Source organism: Actinokineospora sp. NPDC004072 (assembly GCF_053604195.1).
On sequence record NZ_JBSGHB010000016.1, the window covers coordinates 1 to 21,127 of the forward strand.

The following is a 21,127-nucleotide window of genomic DNA, read 5'->3' on the forward strand; positions in this document are numbered from 1 at the left end:
AACGCCGCTAAACTTGCGAGGGCGTGAACGGGCTCCGCCCGCCTTCACCGCCTTCACGCCCAAGCGGCGTTTCGCTTAGGGGTCCCCGCGAATGCAGGTTCACCCCATCGGACCCCACCGCACGTCGCGCACCCCAGCCGCCTTCAGAGCCAACCCCGGCACAAGGCCAACCCCGGGACAAGGCCAGGCCGCCGCGCAGGCCAAGCTGGCGACAAGACCAAGGCTGGCGACACGGTGCCCGAGCAGCCACCGAGCAACAGCAGCAGCCACCGCCAGCAGCCAAGCAGCAGCAGCCAGCAGCCAAGCAGCAGGCACCGCCAGCAGCCGAGCAGCAGGCACCGCCAGCAGCCGAGCAGCAGGCACCGCTGGCCGCCGAGCAGCAGCAGCCGGCCGCCGAGCAGCAGCCACCGCCAGCCGCCGCCGACACAGCCGCCTTCCAGCCACGCCCCCCGAACAGGGGCTTCACCACCCCCCAGGCATCCTGAACGCGATGAGCGAGCAGATCCCCGCAGACCAGCGCGTCACCCCGCGGCCGTTGCTGCGGCCTGCGGTCGACCCCGCGGAGCAAGCCGTGTTCGGCAGGCCCGCAGGCGTCGAGGGGGCGTTCGCGGGGCATCGGACCCAGCTCAACCCCGTTCGGCAGGCCCCGCCGACCAGCGAGGCGCTCGCGTCGGCGTTCGGGCGGCCGGAGGGGCAGGTGGACACCCTGCAGCGGCCGCCGGGCCAGCGGCCCGCGGACGACGACCAGCGCGATCCCCTGTGGGCGGCTGAGCACAACCCGTGGCGCGACCCGGGCGCGGGCGCCGTCATCGGGCCGCCCGCGCTCGACCGGGAGGTCGAGGCGGACAAGGGGGAGCCCGGGGAGGTCGGGCGGCAGCTCAGCCTGCCCGAGGTGGTCTTCGGCAGGCGGGTCAAGCCGACCGCGCTGGTGGTGCTGGGTGTGGTGGCGCTGCTCATCGGGGCCGCGGGCGGTGTGGCCGGGTGGCTGCTCGCACGCGGCGGGGACAGCCTGACCAGCGATGTCACGCTCGCCGACGTGCAGCCGGGCAAGGAGCGGCCGCCGGGGTCGGTGGCCGACCTCGCGGCCCGGGTGCGGCCCGCGGTGGTGTCGATCGAGGTGAAGCTCGCGCAGGGCGGCGGCGGGTTCGGGTCCGGGGTGGTGATCGACGGGGCCGGGTACATCGCCACCAACTGGCACGTCGTCACGCTCGAAGGGCGGGCTGACGAGAGCGCGCAGATCACCGCGCTGTTCACCGACGGCACGCGCGCCAAGGCGAGCATCGTCGGAACCGACCCCAAGACCGATCTCGCGGTCATCAAGGTGGACGTGGACAACCCGACGGTCCTGCAGTTCGGCAACTCCGACGAGCTGCAGGTCGGCGACGGGGTGATCGCCATCGGGTCGCCGCTCGGGCTGACCGACACCGTGACCGAGGGGATCGTCAGCGCGCTGCACCGGCCCGTCGTCGCGGGTGGGGACAACGGGACCGCGCCCATCACCTACGACGCCATCCAGACCGACGCGGCCGTCAACCAGGGCAACTCCGGCGGTCCGCTGGTCGACTCGACCGGGGCGCTGGTCGGCATCAACTCGGCGATCCGCAGCAGCGCGGGCAACACCGGCAGCGTCGGCCTGGGCTTCGCGATCCCGTCCAACGACGCCCGCCGCATCACCGAGGCGCTGATCCGCGACGGCCGGGTCTCCCACGCCGACCTCGGCGCCAACGTCCGGTCGGTCTCCGCGGACACCGCCGAGGGCGCGCAGGTGGTCAACGTCACCGAGGGCGGCGCGGCGCACAGCGCGGGCATCGTCGAGGGGGACGTGATCCGCAAGGTCGGCGAGCGCCAGGTCCGCACCGCCGCGGAGCTGACCGTCGCCGTCCGCGCCCACCGGCCGGGCGACACCGTGCCCGTGGTGCTGGCCAGGCAGGGGCAGGAGCTGACGATTCAGGTGACCCTCGGATCGGATTGATTGGCTAGTCTGGGGTCAGGAGCGAGTGCGGAGGTATCTCAGGTGTTCGAGAGCATCGGCTGGGCCGAGATCCTCGTTCTCGGCATCGCGGGCCTGTTCATCCTCGGCCCCGAACGCCTGCCCGACGCCGCCGCCTGGCTCGGCCGCAGCATCCGCAAGGTGCGCGAGTTCGCCACCGGCGCGCGCGACCAGCTCAAGAACGAGCTCGGCCCGGAGTACGAGGACCTGCGCAAGCCCCTGGAGGACCTGCGCAGGCTGCGCAGCTTCGACCCGAAGCAGATGATGGCCAACCACCTCTTCGGCGACGACCACGACGGCACCAAGCCCAACGGCTACGCCCCGCAGCCCCCGATCCCGCAGATCCGGCCCGCCGCCCCGCCGCCGCCCGCCCCGGAGAAGAAGCCCGGCTTCGACACCGACGCCACCTGATCGCCAGCGGGCTCGACGCCCCCTGACGCACTCGCGGTCGGACTGGCGCTCCCGGCTCGGTCCGCCGACCCCGGCGGCCGCCTTCCGCGTCTCGACCGCCTTCACACGCCGCTGACGGCCCACCCCCGCCTGGCCCGGAACCGCGCGTCCCGGGCCGGGGCGAGCCCGGGAACCGCTACCGGCCTGCCGGGCTCACCGAGAGCATGCGGCCCGCGAGGCCGCGGGCGCGGACGGTCAGCTTGCCCGCGATGTCGTGCAGCACCTTCGCCGCGGGGGCGTCGGGCTGGGACTTGACCATCGGCTCGCCCGCGTCGCCGCCCTCGCGCAGGCGGGGGTCGAGGGGCACCTGGCCGAGCAGGGGCACGGCGGAGCCGACGGCCTGGGTCAGCGAGTCGGCGACGGCCTGGCCGCCGCCGCTGCCGAAGACGTCCATCCGGGTGCCGTCGGGCATCTCCAGCCACGACATGTTCTCGATCACCCCGGCCACCCGCTGGCGGGTCTGCAGGGCGATCGCGCCCGCGCGCTCGGCGACCTCGGCCGCCGCCTGCTGCGGGGTGGTGACGACCAGGATCTCGGCGTTGGGGATCAGCTGGGCCACCGAGATGGCGATGTCGCCGGTGCCCGGCGGCAGGTCGAGCAGCAGCACGTCGAGGTCGCCCCAGAAGACGTCGGCGAGGAACTGCTGCAGCGCGCGGTGCAGCATCGGGCCGCGCCAGACGACCGGGGTGTTGCCCGGGGTGAACATGCCGATGGAGATGACCTTCACCCCGTTGGCCTGCGGGGGCAGGATCATCTTCTCGACCTTGGTCGGCTTCTCCGTCGCGCCGACCATGCGCGGGATGGAGTGGCCGTAGATGTCGGCGTCGACGATGCCGACCTTGAGCCCGCGGGCGGCCATGGCGACCGCGAGGTTGACCGTCACGCTGGACTTGCCGACCCCGCCCTTGCCGGAGGCGACGCAGTACACCCTGGTCAGCGAACCGGCCTCGGCGAAGGGGATGCGCGGCTCCTCGGCGTCGCCGCGCAGCGACTTGCGCAGCGCGGTGCGCTGCTCGTCGGACATCACGTCGAGCTCGACGGCCACCGACTGCACGCCGGGCAGGGCCGACACCGCGGCGGTGACGTCGCGGGTGATCTTGTCGCGCAGCGGGCAGCCCGCGACCGTCAGGTACACGCCCACGTCCACCCGGCCGTCCGGGTGCACGGTCACGTCCTTGACCATGCCCAGCTCGGTGATCGGCCGGTGGATCTCCGGGTCCTGCACGCCCGCGAGCGCGGTGCGCACGGCCTCGACGCTGGGGACCTGCTGCGTGGAAGTCACCCGGCCATGCTACGTCGCCGCCTGCGGGCGACGGCGGCGCGCATGCCCGACGAGGCGACGCTCACAGCGCCCGGCCCCGGGACTCATCGCAGCCGCCTCGTGCACGCTCCGTACTATCGGCACTCTCTCCGAGTGAAGGAGGCCGCCGTTGACCGTGCCGCAGCAGTCCGCCCGGCCAACCCGAGACCAGCTCGCCGCCTGGCGCAACTTCCTGCGCGCGCACGCCCGGATCACCCGCAACCTGGAGGCCGAGCTGGTCGCCGAGCAGCGGCTGTCCCTCGGCTCCTACGACGTGCTGCTCCAGCTCGCCGAGGCGCCCCGGCGGCGGCTGCGGATGGCCGAGCTGGCCGACGCGGTCCTGCTGTCGCGCTCCGGGGTGACGCGGCTGGTCGACCGCTTGGAGCGGGCGGGCCTGGTGGCCCGCGAGCGCGTCGCTGGTGACGGGCGCGGGGTGGTGGCCGCGCTCACCGAGCGCGGGCTGGACACCCTCAGGACGGCGTCGCACACCCACCTGGCCGGGATCGTGCGCCACTTCGTCGCCCACCTCGACGCCGACGCGCTGGCCGAGATCGGCCGCATCTGCGGGAACCTGGCCGACCAGCCGCTGTGACCGCCCGTCAGGGCCGCTGCGCGTCGTCGCGGGCCGCCCGCCGCTTGGCCTCCCCGGCCAGGGCGACCTTGAGCTTCTCCAGCTCCCCGCGCAGGTAGTCGCGGGTGGCGACCTCGCCGACGGCCAGCCGCAGCGCCGCCAGCTCGCGGGCCAGGAACTCGGTGTCGGCCTTGGTCTGCGCGGCGCGGGCGCGGTCCTCCTCCAGGGAGACCCGGTCGCGGTCGTCCTGGCGGTTCTGGGCGAGCAGGATCAGCGGGGCGGCGTAGGCGGCCTGGGTGGAGAAGGCCAGGTTGAGCAGGATGAACGGGTAGGGGTCCCAGCGCAGCGACACCGCGGCCAGGTTCAGCGTGATCCACACGACCACGATCAGCGTCTGCCAGAACAGGAACTTGCCGGTCCCGAGGAAGCGGGCCAGCCGCTCGGAGAACCGGCCGAACGCCTCGGGGTCGAAGCGCACCCGCAGGCCGCGGGGCGTGCGGGGCTGGTCGAGCCTGCGGCGGTAGGACGGTTCAGGCACCGGTGACCCCCTCGGTGTGCCGCCAGCCCTCGGGCAGCAGGTGGTCGAGCAGGTCGTCGACGGTGATCGCGCCCACCAGGTGCTCCCCGTCGTCCACGACCGGCGCGCACACCAGGTTGTAGGTGGCGAAGAAGCGCGTGACGTCCAGCAGCGAGTCCCCGGGCCGCAGCGTGTCCAGCTCCCGGTCGACCAGCCCGGCCACCAGGTCCGACGGCGGCTCGCGCAGCAGCCGCTGGATGTGCACCAAGCCCAGGTAGCGCCCGGTCGGGGTGGCGCTGGGCGGCCTGCACACGAACACCATGCTGGCCAGCGCCGGGGTGAGGTCGGGGTTGCGCACCCGGGCCAGCGCCTCGGCGACGGCGGAGTCCGGGGTGACCACGATCGGCTCCGGGGTCATCAGCCCGCCCGCGCTGTCGTGGCTGTACTCCAGCAGCCGCCGCACCGGCTCGGACTCCTCGGGGTTCATCAGCTCCAGGAACCGGTTCTTGTCCGGCTCGGACAGCTCGGCGAGCAGGTCGGCGGCGTCGTCGGGGGCCATCGCCTCCAGCACGTCGGCGGCGCGCTGCTCGTCGAGGTGGCGCAGCAGGTCGGTCTGGGTGGTCTCGGACAGCTCCTCGATGATGTCGGCCAGCCGCTCGTCGTCGAGGGCGTCGGCGACCTCGTAGCGGCGCTTGGGCGGCAGCTCCTGCATGGCCTTGGCCACGTCGGCGGCGCGCATGGTCTCGAAGAGGGCCAGCAGCCGGTGGGCGTCCTGCGGCTGGCCGACCAGCTCGGTCACCCCCGGCGCCCGCACCTGCGACCAGTCCAGCACCTCGACCGGCCCGCGCCTGCCGAGCCTGCCGGTGCGCTCCCGCACGGCGATGCGGCTGAGCACCCAGTCCCGGGTGCGGGTGGGCTCCATCGCGGTGTCGACCACGACCGCGGTGCGCCCGGTCTCCAGCACGGTGACCCGGGCGTCGAGGAGCTGGCCGATCACCAGCGCCTCGTGCGGGCGCTGGGTGAAGCGGCGCATGTTGACCAGGCCGGTGGCCAGGGTGACCGCCTGCGGCTCGATCGCGGCGACCCGCAGCATCGGCACGAAGATGCGCCGCCGGGTGGCCAGCTCCACCACCAGGCCGAGGACGCGGGGCGGCGCCCCGTCGCCGCGCAGCCCGGCGACCAGGTCGCCGATCTTGCCGATGGACTCCCCGTCCGGGCCGAACACCGGCAGACCGACCAGCTGAGCCGCGAACACCCTGGTGGTAGCCACGCCGGTCAGGCTAGCGGCCGATCGGGCCGCGCACCGGCCAAACCCGGCCGGTCCGTCCGGTGTGGACGGATCAGCTGAGCGCCTCGATGATCAGGTCGACGCCCTGGCCAGCCGGGTCGTCGTCGTCGGACCACAGCCAGGACTCCACCGCGCGCACGAAGGTCCACCTGCGGGCCTTGGCCCGGTCCAGGCCCGCGGCCTCGGCCAGGATGTCCACGCGCTCGCCGAGGTCGCCTTCGTCGTGCCGGTTCCACAGCAGCGGGATGAGCCCGAACTCCGGGTCGCCCGCCAGCGGCTTGGGGTCGATCACCAGCCAGGGCTCGCGCTCGGCGCCGAGCACGTTCTCGTAGTGCAGGTCCTCGTTGACCAGCCGGGACGCGCTGCGCGGCCCGAGTTCGCGGCAGTAGGCCACCGCGCGCTCGATCAGCTCGGGGTCGATCGGGTCGCCGGTCGCGGCCAGCTCGGCGTTGGCGGCGGGCAGCTCCGCGGTCCACCGCTCGGCCACGTCGCGCAGGTGGCGCATGCCCGCGGGCGCGGGGCGGTCGAGGCGGCGCATGAGGTCGCCGGTGACCGCCAGGGCGTCGGCCAGCGGGACGTCCATCAGCGTGCGGTCGGCGTCCAGGCGCTCCAGCAGCAGGCTCCAGCCGTCCACGGCCAGCAGCCGGACCGCGCCGTCGCCGTCCCACAGGCGCAGGGTCCGCGCCTCGTCCTCGGCCTCCGGGTGCGGCCAGCCGATCTTGAGCGCCGCGGGCGTGCCGTCGGGGCGGCGGACGGGCTGCACCACCGAGCAGAACCCGAACCAGGACGGGCCGTCGGGGGTCAGCGCCCAGCGGTCGAGCATGGCCGCGCCCTGCGCGGGCAGCCCGGCCAGCCAGGCCCGGCCCGCCTCGCCCTCGCGCCTGGCGAAGGCGGTGGTGAAGGCCGGAGGGATGTCGAACACGCGCTCTCCCATGTCGTTGGTCACGATGGCGCTCCGGTGGGGACCGTGGTCGACTAGAACATCTAGGCAGTTACCGGTCGGTAGACAGCTCGGAGGCCCGATGCGTTCCCCCAAGGACTTCTTCCGCCCGCTCGCCGTCGGCGCACCGGAGCCGCTGCGGGAGGTGCCGCTGCGGCCCTCCCGGATGATTCACTTCTTCGACCCGAGCAACGCGAAGATGGCCGCGAAGGTTCCCGACATGGCGGCGCAGGCCGACGTGCTGCTGGGCAACCTGGAGGACGCGGTGCGCGCCGACCGCAAGGAGGCCGCCAGGACTGGTCTGGTCGAGATCGCCAAGGCGACCGACTTCGGCGACACCCAACTGTGGACCCGGATCAACAGCCTGGACTCGCCGTGGGTGCTCGACGACCTGATCACCCTGGTCACCGAGATCGGCGACAAGCTCGACGTGATCATGGTCCCGAAGGTCGAGGGCGCGGCCGACATCCACTACGTCGACCGGCTGCTGGCCCAGCTGGAGGCGCGGGCGGGCCTGCGCAGGCCGCTGCTGGTGCACGCGATCCTGGAGACCGCCAGCGGCGTGGCCAACGTCGAGGAGATCGCCACCGCCAGCCCGCGCATGCAGGGCATCTCGCTGGGCCCGGCCGACCTCGCCGCCAGCCGCCGGATGAAGACCACCCGGGTCGGCGGCGGCCACCCCGGCTACCTCGTGCGCACCGACCCGACCGGCGACGACATCACCGCAGGCCGCACCACCTACCAGCAGGACCTGTGGCACTACACCGTCGCGCGCATGGTCGACGCCTGCGCGGCGGCGGGCATCCTGCCCTACTACGGCCCCTTCGGCGACATCGCCGACGTGGTGGCCTGCGAGGACCAGTTCCGCAACGCCTTCCTGCTGGGCTGCGTCGGCGCGTGGAGCCTGCACCCCAAGCAGATCGCCATCGCCAAGAAGGTGTTCTCCCCCTCGCCGGAAGACGTCGCGTGGGCCCGCCGGGTCATCGCCGCGATGGGCGACGGCACCGGTGCGGTGATGATCGACGGCAAGATGCAGGACGACGCCACGGTCAAGCAGTGCCGCGTCGTGGCCGACCTCGCCGACGCGCTGGCCGCGCGCGACCCCGAGCTGGCCGCCGCCTACGCCGCGGCCACCGAGGGCGGTGCGTCGGCATGACCTACGTCCCCCGCCGCTCGGTGCTCTACATGCCCGGGGCCAACGAGCGCGCCCTGGAGAAGGCCAAGACGCTGGCCGCCGACGCGCTGATCCTCGACCTGGAGGACTCCGTCGCCCCCGACGCCAAGGCCGAGGGCCGCAAGCGCGTCTGCGAGGCCGTCGGCGCGGGCGGCTACGGCCACCGCGAGCTGACGATCCGGGTCAACGGGCTGGACACCCGGTGGCACGCCGACGACCTGCGGGCCGCCGCCGAGGCCGGTCCGGCCGCCGTCGTCGTGCCCAAGGTCAACTCCGCCGCCGACGTGCACGCGATCGAGCGGGCGCTGGAGGCGGCGGGCGCGCCGGACCGCACCGCGATCTGGGCGATGGTGGAGACGCCGATCGCGATGCTGCGCGCCCACGAGATCGCCGCGGCGAGCCAGCGGCTGACCGTGCTCGTCATGGGCACCAACGACCTGGCCAAGGAGCTGCACGCCGAGCACGTGCCCGGGCGCGCGCCGCTGCTGACCGGGCTGTCGATGGCCCTGCTCGGCGCGCGGGCGGCGGGCAAGGTCATCCTCGACGGGGTCTACAACGACGTGCGCGACCTCGACGGGTTCGCCGCGGAGTGCCGCCAGGGCCGGGAGTTCGGCTTCGACGGCAAGACCCTCATCCACCCGGGCCAGATCGGGCCGTGCAACGAAATCTTCGCCCCGTCCGATACCGAGGTCGAGCACGCCCGCCGGGTCATCGCCGCCTTCGAGGCCGCGACCGAGCAGGGGCGGGGCGTGGTCGCCGTCGACGGCCGCATGATCGAGAACCTGCACGTCGACAACGCCCGCCGCGTCCTGGACGTCGCGGCGGCGATCACCGCTGCCCGCGACGGAGCGTGATGATCGTTTAGTGGCGCTTGGTGGCCGTTCTTCCCTCGCTTGGCCCAAGATCTTCGGCTAACTGGCAACGAACCGTGAAGAATTGCGGCTGTTTGGCCTAGGACGGTTGAGGCGTCCTGCCCAACTTTCCCCGAGGGTGACTCGGATGGCGGACTCGGTGTTTAGCCTTCCCGCCATCTGAACCAGGGGGAAGGGGAAAGCCGGTGAGCGGCAGGGGACGACGACGTCCCGACCTGGCCCGGACCGGTGCGCGCATGGGACCGACGGTCGTGGGGGACTTCGCCGAGGCCGTCCGGCGGTGGCCGGACGCGCTCGCGGTCGCGGGCCCCCGCCCGCTGACCTACGCCGAGCTCGCGGCCCGGGCGGGCGGGATCGCGCGGGCGCTGGCCGGGATCGGCCCCGGCGCGCGGGTCGGGGTCGCGCTGCCGCACGGGCCGGAGGCGATCGCCGCGGTGCTCGGCGTGCTCGCCGCAGGCGCGGCCTACGTCCCCGTCGACCCGGCGTTCCCCGCCGCCCGGCGGGCCAGGATGGCCGAGATCGCGGGCCTGGCGACCACGATCACCGACGCGGCCAGCGGCATGCCCGGCATCGGCGTCGAGGAGGTCGCGCAGGCGCCGCTGGTCGTCGCCGAGCCCGGCGAGACCGCCTACGTGCTGTTCACCTCCGGCTCGACCGGGGACCCGAAGGCCGTCGCGCAGACCCACGCCAACCTGCGCCACGTCGTGGGCAACCAGGTCGCCGCCCTGGGGATCGGCCCGGGCGACCGGCTGAGCCTGGTGGCCTCGCTGTCCTTCGACGCCGCCATCCCCGACCTCTTCCCGGCGCTGGTCACCGGAGCCGCCGTGGTCCCGGTCGACGTGCGGGCCGTCGGCGTCGCCGAGGCGGCCCGGCTGCTCGACGCCCACGGCGCGACCGTCTACCACTCCACGCCGACCCTGTACCGGTATCTGGTCGACACCGGCGCGCGGCTGCCGTCGGTGCGGGCCGTGCTGCTCGGCGGGGAGCAGGCCACCTGGGCCGACCTGCGCCGCGGCCGGGACCGGTTCGCGCCCGGCTGCGTGTTCGTCAACGGCTACGGCGCCACCGAGGTCACCTTCGCCGCCCAGTTCCACATCGCCGCAGCCGACCTCCCCGACGACGACGGCCCGGTGCCGATCGGCGCCGCGCTGCCCGGCTACACCGTGGATCTCTCCGAGGACGGCGAGATCACCATCAGCGGTGAGCACGTGGTGCCCGGCTACCTCAGCGGTCCTGGCGACCGCTTCACCACCGTCGACGGCGTTCCCACCTACCGCACCGGCGACCTCGGCAGGCGCGCCGACGACGGCACGCTGATCTGCCTGGGCCGGATCGACCGCCAGGTCAAGGTCCGCGGCCACCGGGTCGAGCCCGCCGAGGTCGAGGCCGTGCTGTCCGCCGCGGCAGGCGCCCGCGCCCGGGTCATCGCCCGCGGCGGCCGCCTGCTCGGCTACGTCGAGTCCGCCGCGGCCGACCCGGCCGCGCTGCGGGCCGCCGTGGCCGACGCCCTCCCGCCGTACTGCGTGCCGCAGGCCGTGGTCGCGGTCGAGGCGTTCCCGCTCACCGTCACCGGCAAGGTCGACGAGCGCGCCCTGCCCGAACCCGAGCCGGAGCGGCCCGCCCGCGCCATGACCGACACCGAGCGCCTGGTGCACGACGCCTGGTGCGCCGTGCTGGGGGTCGCTTCGGTCGGCTTGGGCGTGGCGTTCTTCGACGCGGGCGGGCACTCGCTGAGCCTCGGCGTGCTGCGCGGGCGGCTGTCGGCGGCGACCGGGGCCGACATCGGCATCGCCGCGCTGCTGCGCCACCCGACCGTCGCCGCCCAGGCCCGCTTCCTCGACGCCGCCCCCGAGCCGCGCCAGCAGGCGGTGGCGGAGCGGGCGGAGAGCGGCGACGAGACCGGCGATGAGATCGCTGTAGTGGGTTTGGCCTGCCGGTTCCCCGGCGCGGCCGACGCCGCGGAGTTCTGGTGGAACCTCTGCGCAGGCGTGGACTCCATCCACGACCACACCGACGCCGAGCTGGCCGCCCTGGGCATCGGCCCGGGCCTGCGCGCCGACCCGGCGCACGTGCGCGGACATGGCGTGCTGGCGGGCATCGAGGACTTCGACGCCGACTTCTTCGGCTTCACCGACCGCGAGGCCGCGACCACCGACCCGCAGCACCGGCTGTTCCTGGAGGCGGCGTGGGCGGCGCTGGAGGACGCGGCCCACGACCCGGCGACCGAGCCCGGCCGCATCGGGGTGTTCGCCGCGGCGTCGGTGAACCGGTACTTCCTCTACCACCTCTTCGGCAACCCCGCCGTCGCCGACCTCGACCCCGACGACTGGGAGGGCAGGCTGCTCGGCCGTCAGCAGGCCGACCACCTGCCCGGCCAGGTCGCCTACCGGCTCGGCCTGACCGGGCCCGCGGTGGCGGTGCAGTCGGCGTGCTCCAGCGCGCTGGTCGCGGTCTGCGAGGCCGCGCAGAACCTGGCCGACTACCGCTGCGACATCGCGCTGGCGGGCGGGGTCGCGGTGACCTGGCCGCGGCACCGGGCGGGCGGCATGGCCTCCCCGGACGGGCGCTGCCGGGCCTTCGACGCCGCCGCGCAGGGCACCGGCTTCGGCTCCGGGGTCGGCGTGGTGGTGCTGCGCAGGCTGGCCGACGCCCGCGCCGACGGCGACCACGTCTACGCCGTCCTGCCCGGCTGGGGCGTGACCAACGACGGCGCGGACCGCGCGGGCTTCGCCGTGCCCGGACCGGCCGGGCAGGCCGAGGCCATCGCCGACGCGCTCGCCGCCGCCCAGCTCGACCCGGCCGAGGTCGGCTTCGTCGAGGCGCACGGCAGCGGGACGCCGCTGGGCGACGCCATCGAGGCCGCCGCGCTCACCGAGGTGTTCGCGGGCGTCGAGCGGTGCGCGCTGGGCTCGGTCAAGACCAACATCGGGCACCTCGACGCGGCGGCGGGCATCGCGGGCCTGATCAAGGCGATCCTCGCCGTGCGGCACGGGCAGATCCCGCCCAGCCTGCACTTCACCGCCCCGCACCCGGACGTCGACCTCGGCCCCTTCACCGTGCCGACCAAGCTCACCGCCTGGCCTGCTGGGCGGCGGGTGGCGGGCGTCAGCGCCTTCGGCGTCGGCGGCACCAACGCCCACGTGCTGGTCCGCCAGTCCGAAGAGGACACCCCGGGGCCGTGTCCGGACCAGCGGTGGACGCTGCCGGTGTCCGCGCGCGACCCGATCGCCCTGCGCGCCGCGCTCGTGCGGCTGCGCGACCACATCGCCGAGCACGCCCCCCGCCTGGCCGACGTGGCCTACACGCTGGCGGTCGGCAGGCGCGCCTTCCCCTGCCGGGTCGAGGTCGCCTGCACGCAGGCCACGGTGCTGGCCGCGCTGGACGCGGCGATCGCCAGCCCCGTCCTCGTCGCCGGGGAGCCGGTGGTCCAGCGGTTCGACGGCCTCCCGGTGCGCCGCATCCCCTTGCCGACCTACCCGTTCCAGCGCTCGCGCCACTGGATTGACCCGCCAGGCAAGGAAGTGCCGTAGTGGATTGGTTCGCCACCCGCGTCCCGCGCCCCGGCGCGGACGTCCAGCTGTTCTGCCTGCCCTACGCCGGGGCCGGGCCGTCGGCGTTCGCGTCCTGGCCGCAGGCGGCAGGCCCGCGGGTCGAGGTGCACGTGCTCGCGCTGCCCGGCCGGGAGCGGCGCATCGGCGAGGACCCCCGGTTCACCGTCGCCGAGGTCGCCGCCGCGCTGGCCGAGCGGGCCGACCGGCCCTTCGCCCTCTACGGGCACTCGATGGGGGCGCGGCTGGGCTTCGAGGTGGTCCGCGAGCTGCGCCGCACCGGCCGGGCGCTGCCGGAGCGGCTCATCGTCGGCGGCTGCCGGGCCCCGCACCTGACCGCCGCGACGGTGTTCGACGGGTTGTCCAAGGTGGACGATGGGGAGCTGGTGCGCAGGCTCACCGACGGCGGCGGGCTGCCCGCCGAGGTCGCCGCCTCCGCCGAGCTGGTCGACCTCCTGCTGCCCGCCCTGCGCGCCGACTTCGCCTGGATCGACGACTACGCCCACACCGACGAACCCCCGCTGCCCATCCCGATCACCGCCTGCCACGGCCGCGGCGACCGGGCCGTCAGCGCCGAGCACACGGGCGAGTGGGCGCGCCACACCGACCGCTTCACCCTGCGCGAGTTCGACGGCGGCCACTTCTTCCTGCACGACGACGAGGCCGCGCTGCTCGCCGCGATCACCGCCGAGATCCTGCCGCCGCCGCTGGACGACCGCGTCCGGCTCGGCGGCACCGAGTGGTCGGTCTGGCCCGACGCCGAGCTGCGCACCGCGGGCTTCCCGGTCGAGGGCCTGCACTGGTTCGCCGACCCGGACCTGGCCGCGGCGGCGGACGCCGGGGCCGCCGACTTCTCCGACCACCTCGCGGGCGCGCTGGCCCGCACCGACGAGCGGCTGGGCAAGGTGCTCGCCGACCCGTTCTTCGCCGAGGCCCTGACTTGGCAGAACGCCGAGCTGGCCGAGCGCTTCGCAGGCGGGCTGTCGCAGCGGGCCGGCACCCGGCGCAGGCAGCGGCTGGTGCTGGGCCGGTACTGGCAGCGCTACTGCGCCAAGAACGAGACGATCGGCTTCTTCGGCCCCGAGCTGGTCGCGCGCGTGGCCCGCGGCGCCGCGCCGATGACCGCTGTCCCCGGGCCCGGCCTGGTGCGCGGGCGCGCGGTGCGGTTCGAGGCGTGGGCGCTGGCCGCCGTGGGCGCGGCGCTGTGCGCCGACCCGGCGGTCCGGGCGTGGCTGCCGCCACGGCTGGCCCCGCACCTGACCGTGCGCGACCGGGCCGTGCTGCGCCCGGCGCGCCCGCCGCTGCCGCTCAGCCCGGCCGAGGCGACCGCGGTCGCGCTGTGCGACGGCAGACCGGCCGTGCACGTCATCGCCGACCTCGCCCAGCACGTGCGCGACGCCGAAGCGGTGCTCGGCAGGCTGGTCGAGCGCGAGATCCTGACCTGGGACGCCGACCTGCCCATCAGCCCGCAAGCCGAAGACGTGCTGCGCCTGCGGGTGGCGGCGATTGGCAACGAGGCGGTGCGCAGCTCCGCCCAGTCCACTCTGGACCGGCTGTTCGCCGCCCGCGACGCCGTGGCCGCGGCGGCGGGCGACCCCGCCGCGCTCGCCGCGGCGATGACCGCGCTGGGCGCGGAGTTCACCGCCATCACCGGCCGCGACGCGACCCGCGACGGCGGGCGGACCTACGCCGCGCGCACCCTCGTCTACGAGGACACCGCGCGCGATCTCGACGTGGTGGTCGGTGCGGGCCTGCTCGACGCCGTGGCCGCGCCGCTGGCGCTGCTGCTGCGGGCCGCCCGCTGGCTGACCAACGCCCTCGCCGACGCCTACACCGCCGCCCTCGCCGAGCTGCACGACGACCTCGCCGCCGACGGACCCGTGTCCCTGGCCGACCTGTGGTTCCTGGCCCAGGGCCTGTTCTTCGGCGACGGCCCGCGCCCGGTCGACGCGGTCTCCGCCGAGTTCGCCGCCCGCTGGGCCCGGCTGTTCGGCATCACCGACCCGCAGGCGAGCAGCGTCCGGTTCACCACGGCCGACCTCGCCGAAGGCGCGGCGCTGGCCTTCCCCGCCGACCGCCCGGGCTGGTCCGGCGGCGTCATCCACAGCCCCGACTTGCAGATCTGCGCCTCCTCGGTGGAGGAGATCAACCGCGGCGAGCACACCGTCGTGCTCGGCGAGCTGCACACCGCGTGGGCCAGCCTGGACTGCCCGGTGTACGCCTCCTGGCACCCCGACCCCGACCGGCTGCGCAGGCGGCTGGCCGAGGACCTGGGCGGGCCGGGCGTGCGCCCGCTGTTCCCGGCCGACTGGCCGCGGCGCACCGGCCGCCTCGGCGACGGCCTGGTCGGCCGCGGCGACCTGCAGCTGGCCTTCGCGCCCGCGCCCGGGGCCGACCGGGCGCGGCTGGTCCCGGCCACCTCGGTGCGCGTCGAGCGCGCGGACGGCGACCTGGTCGCGGTGCTGGCCGACGGGCGCAGGCTGCGGTTGATCGAGGTGTTCTCCGCGCTGCTGTCCACCCACGCCGTCGATGCGTTCAAGCTGGTGGCCGCGGCCCCGCACACCCCGCGCATCACCGTGGACCGGCTCGTCGTGGCCCGCGAGACCTGGCGCACGACCGCCGCGGAGACCGGGCTGGTCGAGGCCACCGGCGACGCCGAGCGCTACCTGGCCGCCCGGCGCTTCCGCGCGCGGCTGGGCCTGCCCGAGCGGGTCTACGTCAAGATCGGCACCGAGACCAAGCCCTGCTACGTCGACTTCACCGCGCCCGTCTTCGCCCTGTCGCTGTGCGCGATGGTCCGCGCGGCGGCGGCCCACGGCGGCGGTGAGGTGTCGGTGACGGTCAGCGAGGCGCTGCCCGGGCCGGACCAGTCGTGGGTGCCCGACGCCCAGGGCAGGCGCTACACCGCCGAACTGCGGCTGCACGTGGTGGACGGATCATGAGCGGGCACCTGGTCGACCTCGGCGGCACCGGCTGGCTGGTCTGGCGCGACGGGCTGCTGCGCTCGGCGGGCTTCCCCGCCGCCGGGCTCGACCGCTTCGCCGACCCGGACCTCGCGCCGGTCGCCGACGCCGCCATCGCGGGCACCGGCGACCGCGAGGTGTTCGCCAAGGCGTTCGCCGACTCGGTGGAGCGGTCCGCGGCCGCGGCGACCGCCACCGCGGCTGATCCGGTGCTGCGCGAGGCGGTGACCTGGCAGAACCCGGCGGTGCTCGTCGCGCTGGACGGGCTGGTCAGTGGCGGCGAGCGGCGCAACGTGCGGCGGCGGGACCGGGAGAAGGCCCTGCTGCGCTACTGGCAGCGCTACTGCGGCAAGAGCGAGACCATCGGCTTCTTCGGCCCGGTGGCCTGGCTGCGCGTCGAGGACGGCGCCCCGCCGCTGCTGGTCACGCCGGGGGAGCGCGCCGTGCGGGGCAGGCGGGTGTTCTTCGAGGCGTGGGCGATGGCCGCGCTCGCCGACCGGCTCGCCGCCGACCCCGAGATCCGCCGGTGGTGGCCGGTGCGGCCGCGCCCGCACGTGAGCATCGAGGGGCAGCGGGTCGTCGTCCCGCTGCTGCCGCCCATCCAGCTGTCCGCGCTGGAGGCCGCGGTGCTGGCGCTGTGCGACGGCCGACCGGCCCGCGAGGTCGCCGAGGCCGGGCTGCTGCGCACGCCGTCGGACGCCTACCTGCTGCTGGAGCGCTTCGTCGACAGGGGCGTGCTGCACTGGGACGCGGGACTGCCGCTGAGCCCGCGCGCCGAGGACGTGCTGGCCGAGCGGATCGCCGCCATCGGCGACGACGCGGCCCGGGCGCGCGCCGAGGAGCCGTTCGCCCGGCTGCGCGCCGCCCGCGACCGGGTGGCCCCCGACAGGCTCGCCGACGCGCTGCGCGAGCTCGACGTGGAGTTCGTCGCCGTGACCGGGGCGCCGCCGCGCAGGCGCAGCGGCATGGCCTACGCCGGGCGGACGCTGGTCTACGAGGACACCCTGCGCGATGTCGACGTCGTGGTCGGCCCCGCGCTGCTCGACCGCATCGCCGAGCCGCTGGCCGTGGTGCTGCGCGCGGCCCGCTGGCTGACCGCCGAACTGGGCGCGGCCATCGCCGCCGGGCTGCGCGAGCTGCACGCCGAGCAGCCCGGGCCGGTGCGGCTGTCGGACCTGTGGACGCTGAGCCAGGGCCTGCTGTTCACCGGCGACGACCAGCCCGCCAACCGCATCGCCGCGGAGTTCACCCGCCGCTGGTCGGTCCTGTTCGGACTCGGCTCCGGCCCGGTCGCCGTGCCCGCCGCCGAGGCGCTGGCCCGCGCGGCCGAGCTGTTCCCGGCCGCCGCGCCCGGCTGGCCGTCGGCGCGCGTGCACAGCCCGGACATCCAGATCGGCGCGGCCGACGCCGCCGCGGTCGGCCGGGGCGAGTGCCAGTTCGTCCTCGGCGAGCTGCACCCGGCCAGCACGCCGGTCGACAGCGCCCTGTTCTCGGTGTGGCACCCGGACCCGGCCGCGCTGCGCGCCGGGCTCGACGCCGACCTCGGCCCGGCCCGGCTGCGGGTGCTCTACCCGGCCGACTTCCCCCGCCAGACCGGCCGCACCCGGCACGGCCTGGACGGGCCGCTGGACCGCGAGCTGGGCATCGGCGACACCGAGGGGGCCGACCTGGCCCGCACGGTGCCCGCGACCGCCTGCCTGGTCGAGGACGTCGACGGCGAACTCGTCGTCCGGCTGCCCGACGGGTCGAGCTGGCCGCTGCTGGAGGCGTTCCACGACCTGCTCAGCGCCAAGCTCATGGACAGCTTCAAGCTGCTGGCCCCGGCCGCGCACACCCCGCGCATCACCATCGGCGAGCTGGTCGTCGCCCGCGAGACCTGGCGCACGACCGTCGGGGAGACCGGGCTGGCGGAGGTGACCGGGGAGGCCGAGCGGTACCTGGCGCTGCGGCGGCTCAAGGCGCGGCTCGGGCTGCCGGAGCGGGTGTTCGCCAAGATCGGCACCGAGACCAAGCCGTGCTACCTCGACCTCACCGGGCCGTTGCACGCCCAGGTGTTCGCCTCGATGCTGCGCACCGCCCAGGCCGAGGCGGGCCCGGACGTGGCGGTCGTGTTCACCGAGCTGCTGCCGACGCTGGAGCAGAGCTGGCTCACCGACGCCGCGGGCCGCGGGTACGTCAGCGAGCTGCGCCTGCAGATCACCGATCCCGTCCCCTACCCAGGAGGTGCGGCATGACGACCGTGCTCGACCTGATCGCCGAGCACGCGCGCACCCGCGGCGACGCGCCCGCCGTGCGGCAGTGGGACACCACCCTCACCTACGCCCAGCTCTGGTCGCGCGCCTGCGGGCTGGCGGCCAGCCTGGACGTGCGCCCGGAGGACCGGGTCGGCGTCGCGGTGGAGCGGACCCCGGACCTGGTCGTCGCCCTCCTCGGCGTGCTGCTCAGCGGCGGGGCGTACGTGCCGATCGACCCGGCGCTGCCCGCCGCGCGCAAGCAGGAGCTGCTGACCGATGCGGGCGCGGTCGCCGTCGTCTCCGCCGTGTCCGACGCGGTCGCCGACCTCGACCCGGCGGTGGCCGAGTCGGCGCTGGCGTACGTGCTCTACACCTCCGGCTCGACCGGCGCGCCCAAGGGCGTGCTGGTCACCCACGCCAGCCTGCGCGACTACGTGGTCGAGAGCGGACGGCTGCTGGGCGCTGGCCCGGAAACGCGCGCGCTGGCGGCCTCGTCGGTCGGCTTCGACGCCAGCTTCGTGGACCTGCTCGTCCCGCTGGCGGCGGGCGGCTGCGTGATGCTGGCGGGCGAGGCCGACCGCGCCGACCCGCGCAGGCTCGCCGAGTTCGTCCGCGCGCACGGCGTCGACTGGGGCTTCCTGACCCCGGCCGTGCTCGGCCTGGTCGACCCGCACGAGGTCCCGGGCTGGACGACGGTGCTCAGCGGCGGCGACGTCGTCCCGGCCGCGCTGGCCCGGCGCTGGCTGCGGTCCGGGCAGCGCCGGTTCTTCAACCTGTACGGCCCGACCGAGACCACCGTCTCCGTCACCGCCGCGGAGGCCACCGGGGCCGAATCCGTGCTGCCCATCGGGGCCGCGACCGGCGGGCACCGGCTGCACGTGGTCGACGCCGACCTGCGCCCGGCCGACGAGGGGGAGCTGCTCGTCGGCGGTCCGGGGCTGGCCAGGGGCTACCACGGCGAGCCGGGGCTGACCGCGCAGCGGTTCATCCCCGACCCGTTCTCCGGCGAGCCCGGCGCCCGGCTCTACCGCACCGGCGACCGGGTGCGGCTGCTGCCCGACGGGCAGGTGGCCTACCTGGGCAGGCTGGACCGCCAGGTCAAGATCCGCGGCCAGCGGGTCGAGCCCGCCGAGACCGAGGCCGCGCTCGCGGGCATCGAGGGTGTGGCCGAGTGCGCGGTCCTGGTCGACGGGGACGCGCTGGTCGCCGTCGTCGCCCCGGAATCCGCGCCGGACGACCTGGTCGAGCGGCTCGCCGAGCGGCTGCCGCCCGCCCTGGTGCCCGCCCGCGTCGTGCGGGTGCCCGCGCTGCCGCTGACCCCGGCGGGCAAGGTCGACCGCGCGGTGCTGGCCCAGACGTCCACAGTGGACTTCGATGATCCGGTCGAGGCCGCGGTGGCCCGGGCGTGGGCGGCCGCCACCGGGCGCCCGCCCACCCGCGACGCGGACTTCCTCGCCGCGGGCGGGCATTCGCTGGCCGCCATGCGCCTGGTCGCCGCGCTGCGCTCGGCCCTCGGGGTCGGCGTCGCCGTGGAGGCCGTCTTCGAGGGGCGCACCGTCGCCGGGATCGCCGAGCGGGTGGCCAAGGCCGAGCCGCTGACCGGCCCGGCCGTCCCCACCGGCAGCGAGCCCGCCCTGTCCCCGCCGCAGCAGCGGCTGTGGTTCATGGACCAGCTGGCCCCCGACCACGCCCCCTACAACATCGCGCTGGCCACCCGGCTGCGCGGCGACCTCGACGTCGCGGCCCTGCGCCGCGCGCTCACCGCGGTCGCCACCCGCCACGACGTGCTGCGCTGGCGCATCCTGCAGACCGCGGGCGTGCCCTACGCCGTCCGCGACGAACCCGCCGAGGTCCCGCTCGACGTGGTGCACGCGACCGCCGACGACATCCCGCGCCTGCTCGCCGCCGACGCCGCCGCCCCGCTGGACCTGGCGGCAGGCCCCGCCTGGCGGGCGCGGCTGTACCGCGTCGCGCCCGACGAGCACGTCCTCGGGATCACCCTGCACCACGCGGTGTTCGACGGCTGGTCGCAGGAGGCCCTCTACCGCGACCTCGCCGACGCCTACGCCGGGAAGGACCTGCCCCCGCTGCGCGCCGGGTACGCCGACTACGCCCGCTGGCGGGCCGAACGCGACCGCAGGCAGGGCCCGGACGACCTCGCCTGGTGGACCGAGCACCTGGCGGGCGCGCCGACCGTGCTCGACCTGCCCCGCGACCGCCCCCGCCCGCCGACGCCGACCTACCGCGGCGCGGAGGCCCGCGCCCGGGTCGAGCGGGCCGACGCCGTGCGCGCGCTGGCGGGCAGGCTGGCGACGACCCCGGCGACGGTGCTGGTGGCCGCGTTCGGCGAGCTGCTCGACCGGCTCACCGGCGGCGCCGACCACGTCGTCGGCCTGGTGCTGGCCGACCGCGGGCACGCCGAGTTCGACGACGTGGTCGGCTTCTTCGTCGACACCGTGCCGATGCGGCTGCGCGGCGGCGGCAGCTTCGCCGAGCGGGTGGCCCGGGTCGCCGACGAGGTGCGGGCCGCCGCGGCGCACCCGGCCGCGGCGCTGGACCGCATCGTCGCCGCGCTCGGCGCGGGCCGCGACCCGTCGCACGCGCCGCTGGTGCAGGTCCTGGTCAACGTCCTGGACTTCGCCGACCCGGCCGCGCGCCTGCCCGGGTGCGCCGCCGAGCCGGTGCGGGTCGCCAAGCCGGGGTCGCCGTTCGACCTGACCCTCTACCTCGACCCGGCGGAGGTCGCCGTCGAGACCGTGCACAACCCCGACCTCTTCGACGCCGAGCGCATCGATGCCCTGCTGGCCGACCTGGCCGAGCTGGCTGGCGCGCTCGCCGCCGACCCGGACCGCCCCGCCGCCGAGGTCGCCGCGCACCTGCCCCGGCCAGCCGTGCGCACCGCGGCCCCCGGCGCGATGGCCAGGCCCGCCGCGGAGCACGCGGCGGCGGGCGGGCCGGAGACGGCGACCGAGCGGCTGGTCGGCGAGATCTGGCGCGCGGTGCTCGGCAGGCCCGTGCGCGCCTCGGACAACTTCTTCGACATCGGCGGCGACTCGATGGCGATGGCGGCCGTGCACGCGCGGCTGACCCAGGCCACCGGCCGCCAGGTGCCGCTGCTGGACCTGTTCCGCCACCCCAACGTGCGGGCGCTGGCCCGCCACCTCGACGGCGCGGGCGGCCAACCCGAGCTGGCCAAGGCCGCCCAGCGCGCCGCCGCCCGGCGCGCCCGGCCCCGCCCGACCCGACCCGCCCCGCGCCGCGGCGCCCAAGGAGACTGACG

The 21,127-nt window shown here is 75.7% G+C and carries 13 protein-coding genes; 9 read left to right on the forward strand and 4 right to left on the reverse strand.

Features of this window, described 5'->3' with window-relative positions:
- Positions 1–490: 490 nt before the first annotated feature.
- The gene (locus ACWEPX_RS23680; protein ID WP_451899410.1) at positions 491–1,972 is read left to right on the forward strand and encodes a S1C family serine protease; all 1,482 of its coding nucleotides are present in this window, start codon (positions 491–493) and stop codon (positions 1,970–1,972) included.
- Positions 1,973–2,014: 42 nt separating this feature from the next.
- Positions 2,015–2,401, forward strand: coding sequence for a Sec-independent protein translocase protein TatB (gene tatB, locus ACWEPX_RS23685; RefSeq protein WP_451899411.1), 387 nt, complete (start codon positions 2,015–2,017; stop codon positions 2,399–2,401).
- 175 nt (positions 2,402–2,576) lie between these two features.
- Here tatB and ACWEPX_RS23690 read toward each other — a convergent pair whose 3' ends face one another.
- Positions 2,577–3,722 carry an Mrp/NBP35 family ATP-binding protein gene (locus tag ACWEPX_RS23690; protein WP_451899412.1) on the reverse strand — a complete coding sequence of 382 codons (1,146 nt, stop codon included), beginning with the start codon at positions 3,720–3,722 and terminating at the stop codon, positions 2,577–2,579.
- A 148-nt stretch (positions 3,723–3,870) separates the two neighbouring features.
- Between ACWEPX_RS23690 and ACWEPX_RS23695 the strand changes: the two genes are divergently transcribed.
- Positions 3,871–4,332 carry a MarR family winged helix-turn-helix transcriptional regulator gene (locus ACWEPX_RS23695; protein ID WP_451899413.1) on the forward strand — a complete coding sequence of 154 codons (462 nt, stop codon included), beginning with the start codon at positions 3,871–3,873 and terminating at the stop codon, positions 4,330–4,332.
- 7 nt (positions 4,333–4,339) lie between these two features.
- On the opposite strand, the gene ACWEPX_RS23700 is transcribed toward ACWEPX_RS23695, so the two are convergent.
- The 3 genes from ACWEPX_RS23700 to ACWEPX_RS23710 form a co-directional block, all read right to left on the reverse strand.
- Positions 4,340–4,849: a DUF1003 domain-containing protein gene (locus tag ACWEPX_RS23700; RefSeq protein ID WP_451899414.1), complete on the reverse strand. Its 510-nt coding sequence runs from the start codon at positions 4,847–4,849 to the stop codon at positions 4,340–4,342.
- A complete protein-coding gene (locus tag ACWEPX_RS23705) occupies positions 4,842–6,107 on the reverse strand; it encodes a magnesium transporter MgtE N-terminal domain-containing protein (protein ID WP_451899530.1) in 1,266 nt (421 codons plus the stop codon). The genes ACWEPX_RS23700 and ACWEPX_RS23705 overlap by 8 nt, the downstream gene beginning before the upstream one ends.
- Before the next feature lie 61 nt (positions 6,108–6,168).
- Positions 6,169–7,038: an aminoglycoside phosphotransferase family protein gene (locus tag ACWEPX_RS23710; protein WP_451899415.1), complete on the reverse strand. Its 870-nt coding sequence runs from the start codon at positions 7,036–7,038 to the stop codon at positions 6,169–6,171.
- 100 nt (positions 7,039–7,138) lie between these two features.
- Between ACWEPX_RS23710 and ACWEPX_RS23715 the strand changes: the two genes are divergently transcribed.
- The 6 genes from ACWEPX_RS23715 (at position 7,139) to ACWEPX_RS23740 (ending at position 21,125) form a co-directional block, all read left to right on the forward strand.
- A complete protein-coding gene (locus ACWEPX_RS23715) occupies positions 7,139–8,212 on the forward strand; it encodes an HpcH/HpaI aldolase/citrate lyase family protein (RefSeq protein ID WP_451899416.1) in 1,074 nt (357 codons plus the stop codon).
- Entirely contained in the window at positions 8,209–9,084 is an 876-nt protein-coding gene (locus tag ACWEPX_RS23720; RefSeq protein WP_451899417.1) for an HpcH/HpaI aldolase/citrate lyase family protein, read from the forward strand. Before ACWEPX_RS23715 ends, ACWEPX_RS23720 begins: the two co-directional genes overlap by 4 nt.
- Positions 9,085–9,338: 254 nt before the next feature.
- Positions 9,339–12,632 carry a beta-ketoacyl synthase N-terminal-like domain-containing protein gene (locus tag ACWEPX_RS23725; protein WP_451899418.1) on the forward strand — a complete coding sequence of 1,098 codons (3,294 nt, stop codon included), beginning with the start codon at positions 9,339–9,341 and terminating at the stop codon, positions 12,630–12,632.
- The gene (locus ACWEPX_RS23730; RefSeq protein WP_451899419.1) at positions 12,632–15,592 is read left to right on the forward strand and encodes a thioesterase domain-containing protein; all 2,961 of its coding nucleotides are present in this window, start codon (positions 12,632–12,634) and stop codon (positions 15,590–15,592) included. Before ACWEPX_RS23725 ends, ACWEPX_RS23730 begins: the two co-directional genes overlap by 1 nt.
- Positions 15,589–17,847, forward strand: coding sequence for a lantibiotic dehydratase (locus ACWEPX_RS23735; RefSeq protein WP_451899420.1), 2,259 nt, complete (start codon positions 15,589–15,591; stop codon positions 17,845–17,847). The genes ACWEPX_RS23730 and ACWEPX_RS23735 overlap by 4 nt, the downstream gene beginning before the upstream one ends.
- Entirely contained in the window at positions 17,844–21,125 is a 3,282-nt protein-coding gene (locus ACWEPX_RS23740) for an amino acid adenylation domain-containing protein (RefSeq protein WP_451899421.1), read from the forward strand. The genes ACWEPX_RS23735 and ACWEPX_RS23740 overlap by 4 nt, the downstream gene beginning before the upstream one ends.
- Positions 21,126–21,127: the final 2 nt, after the last annotated feature.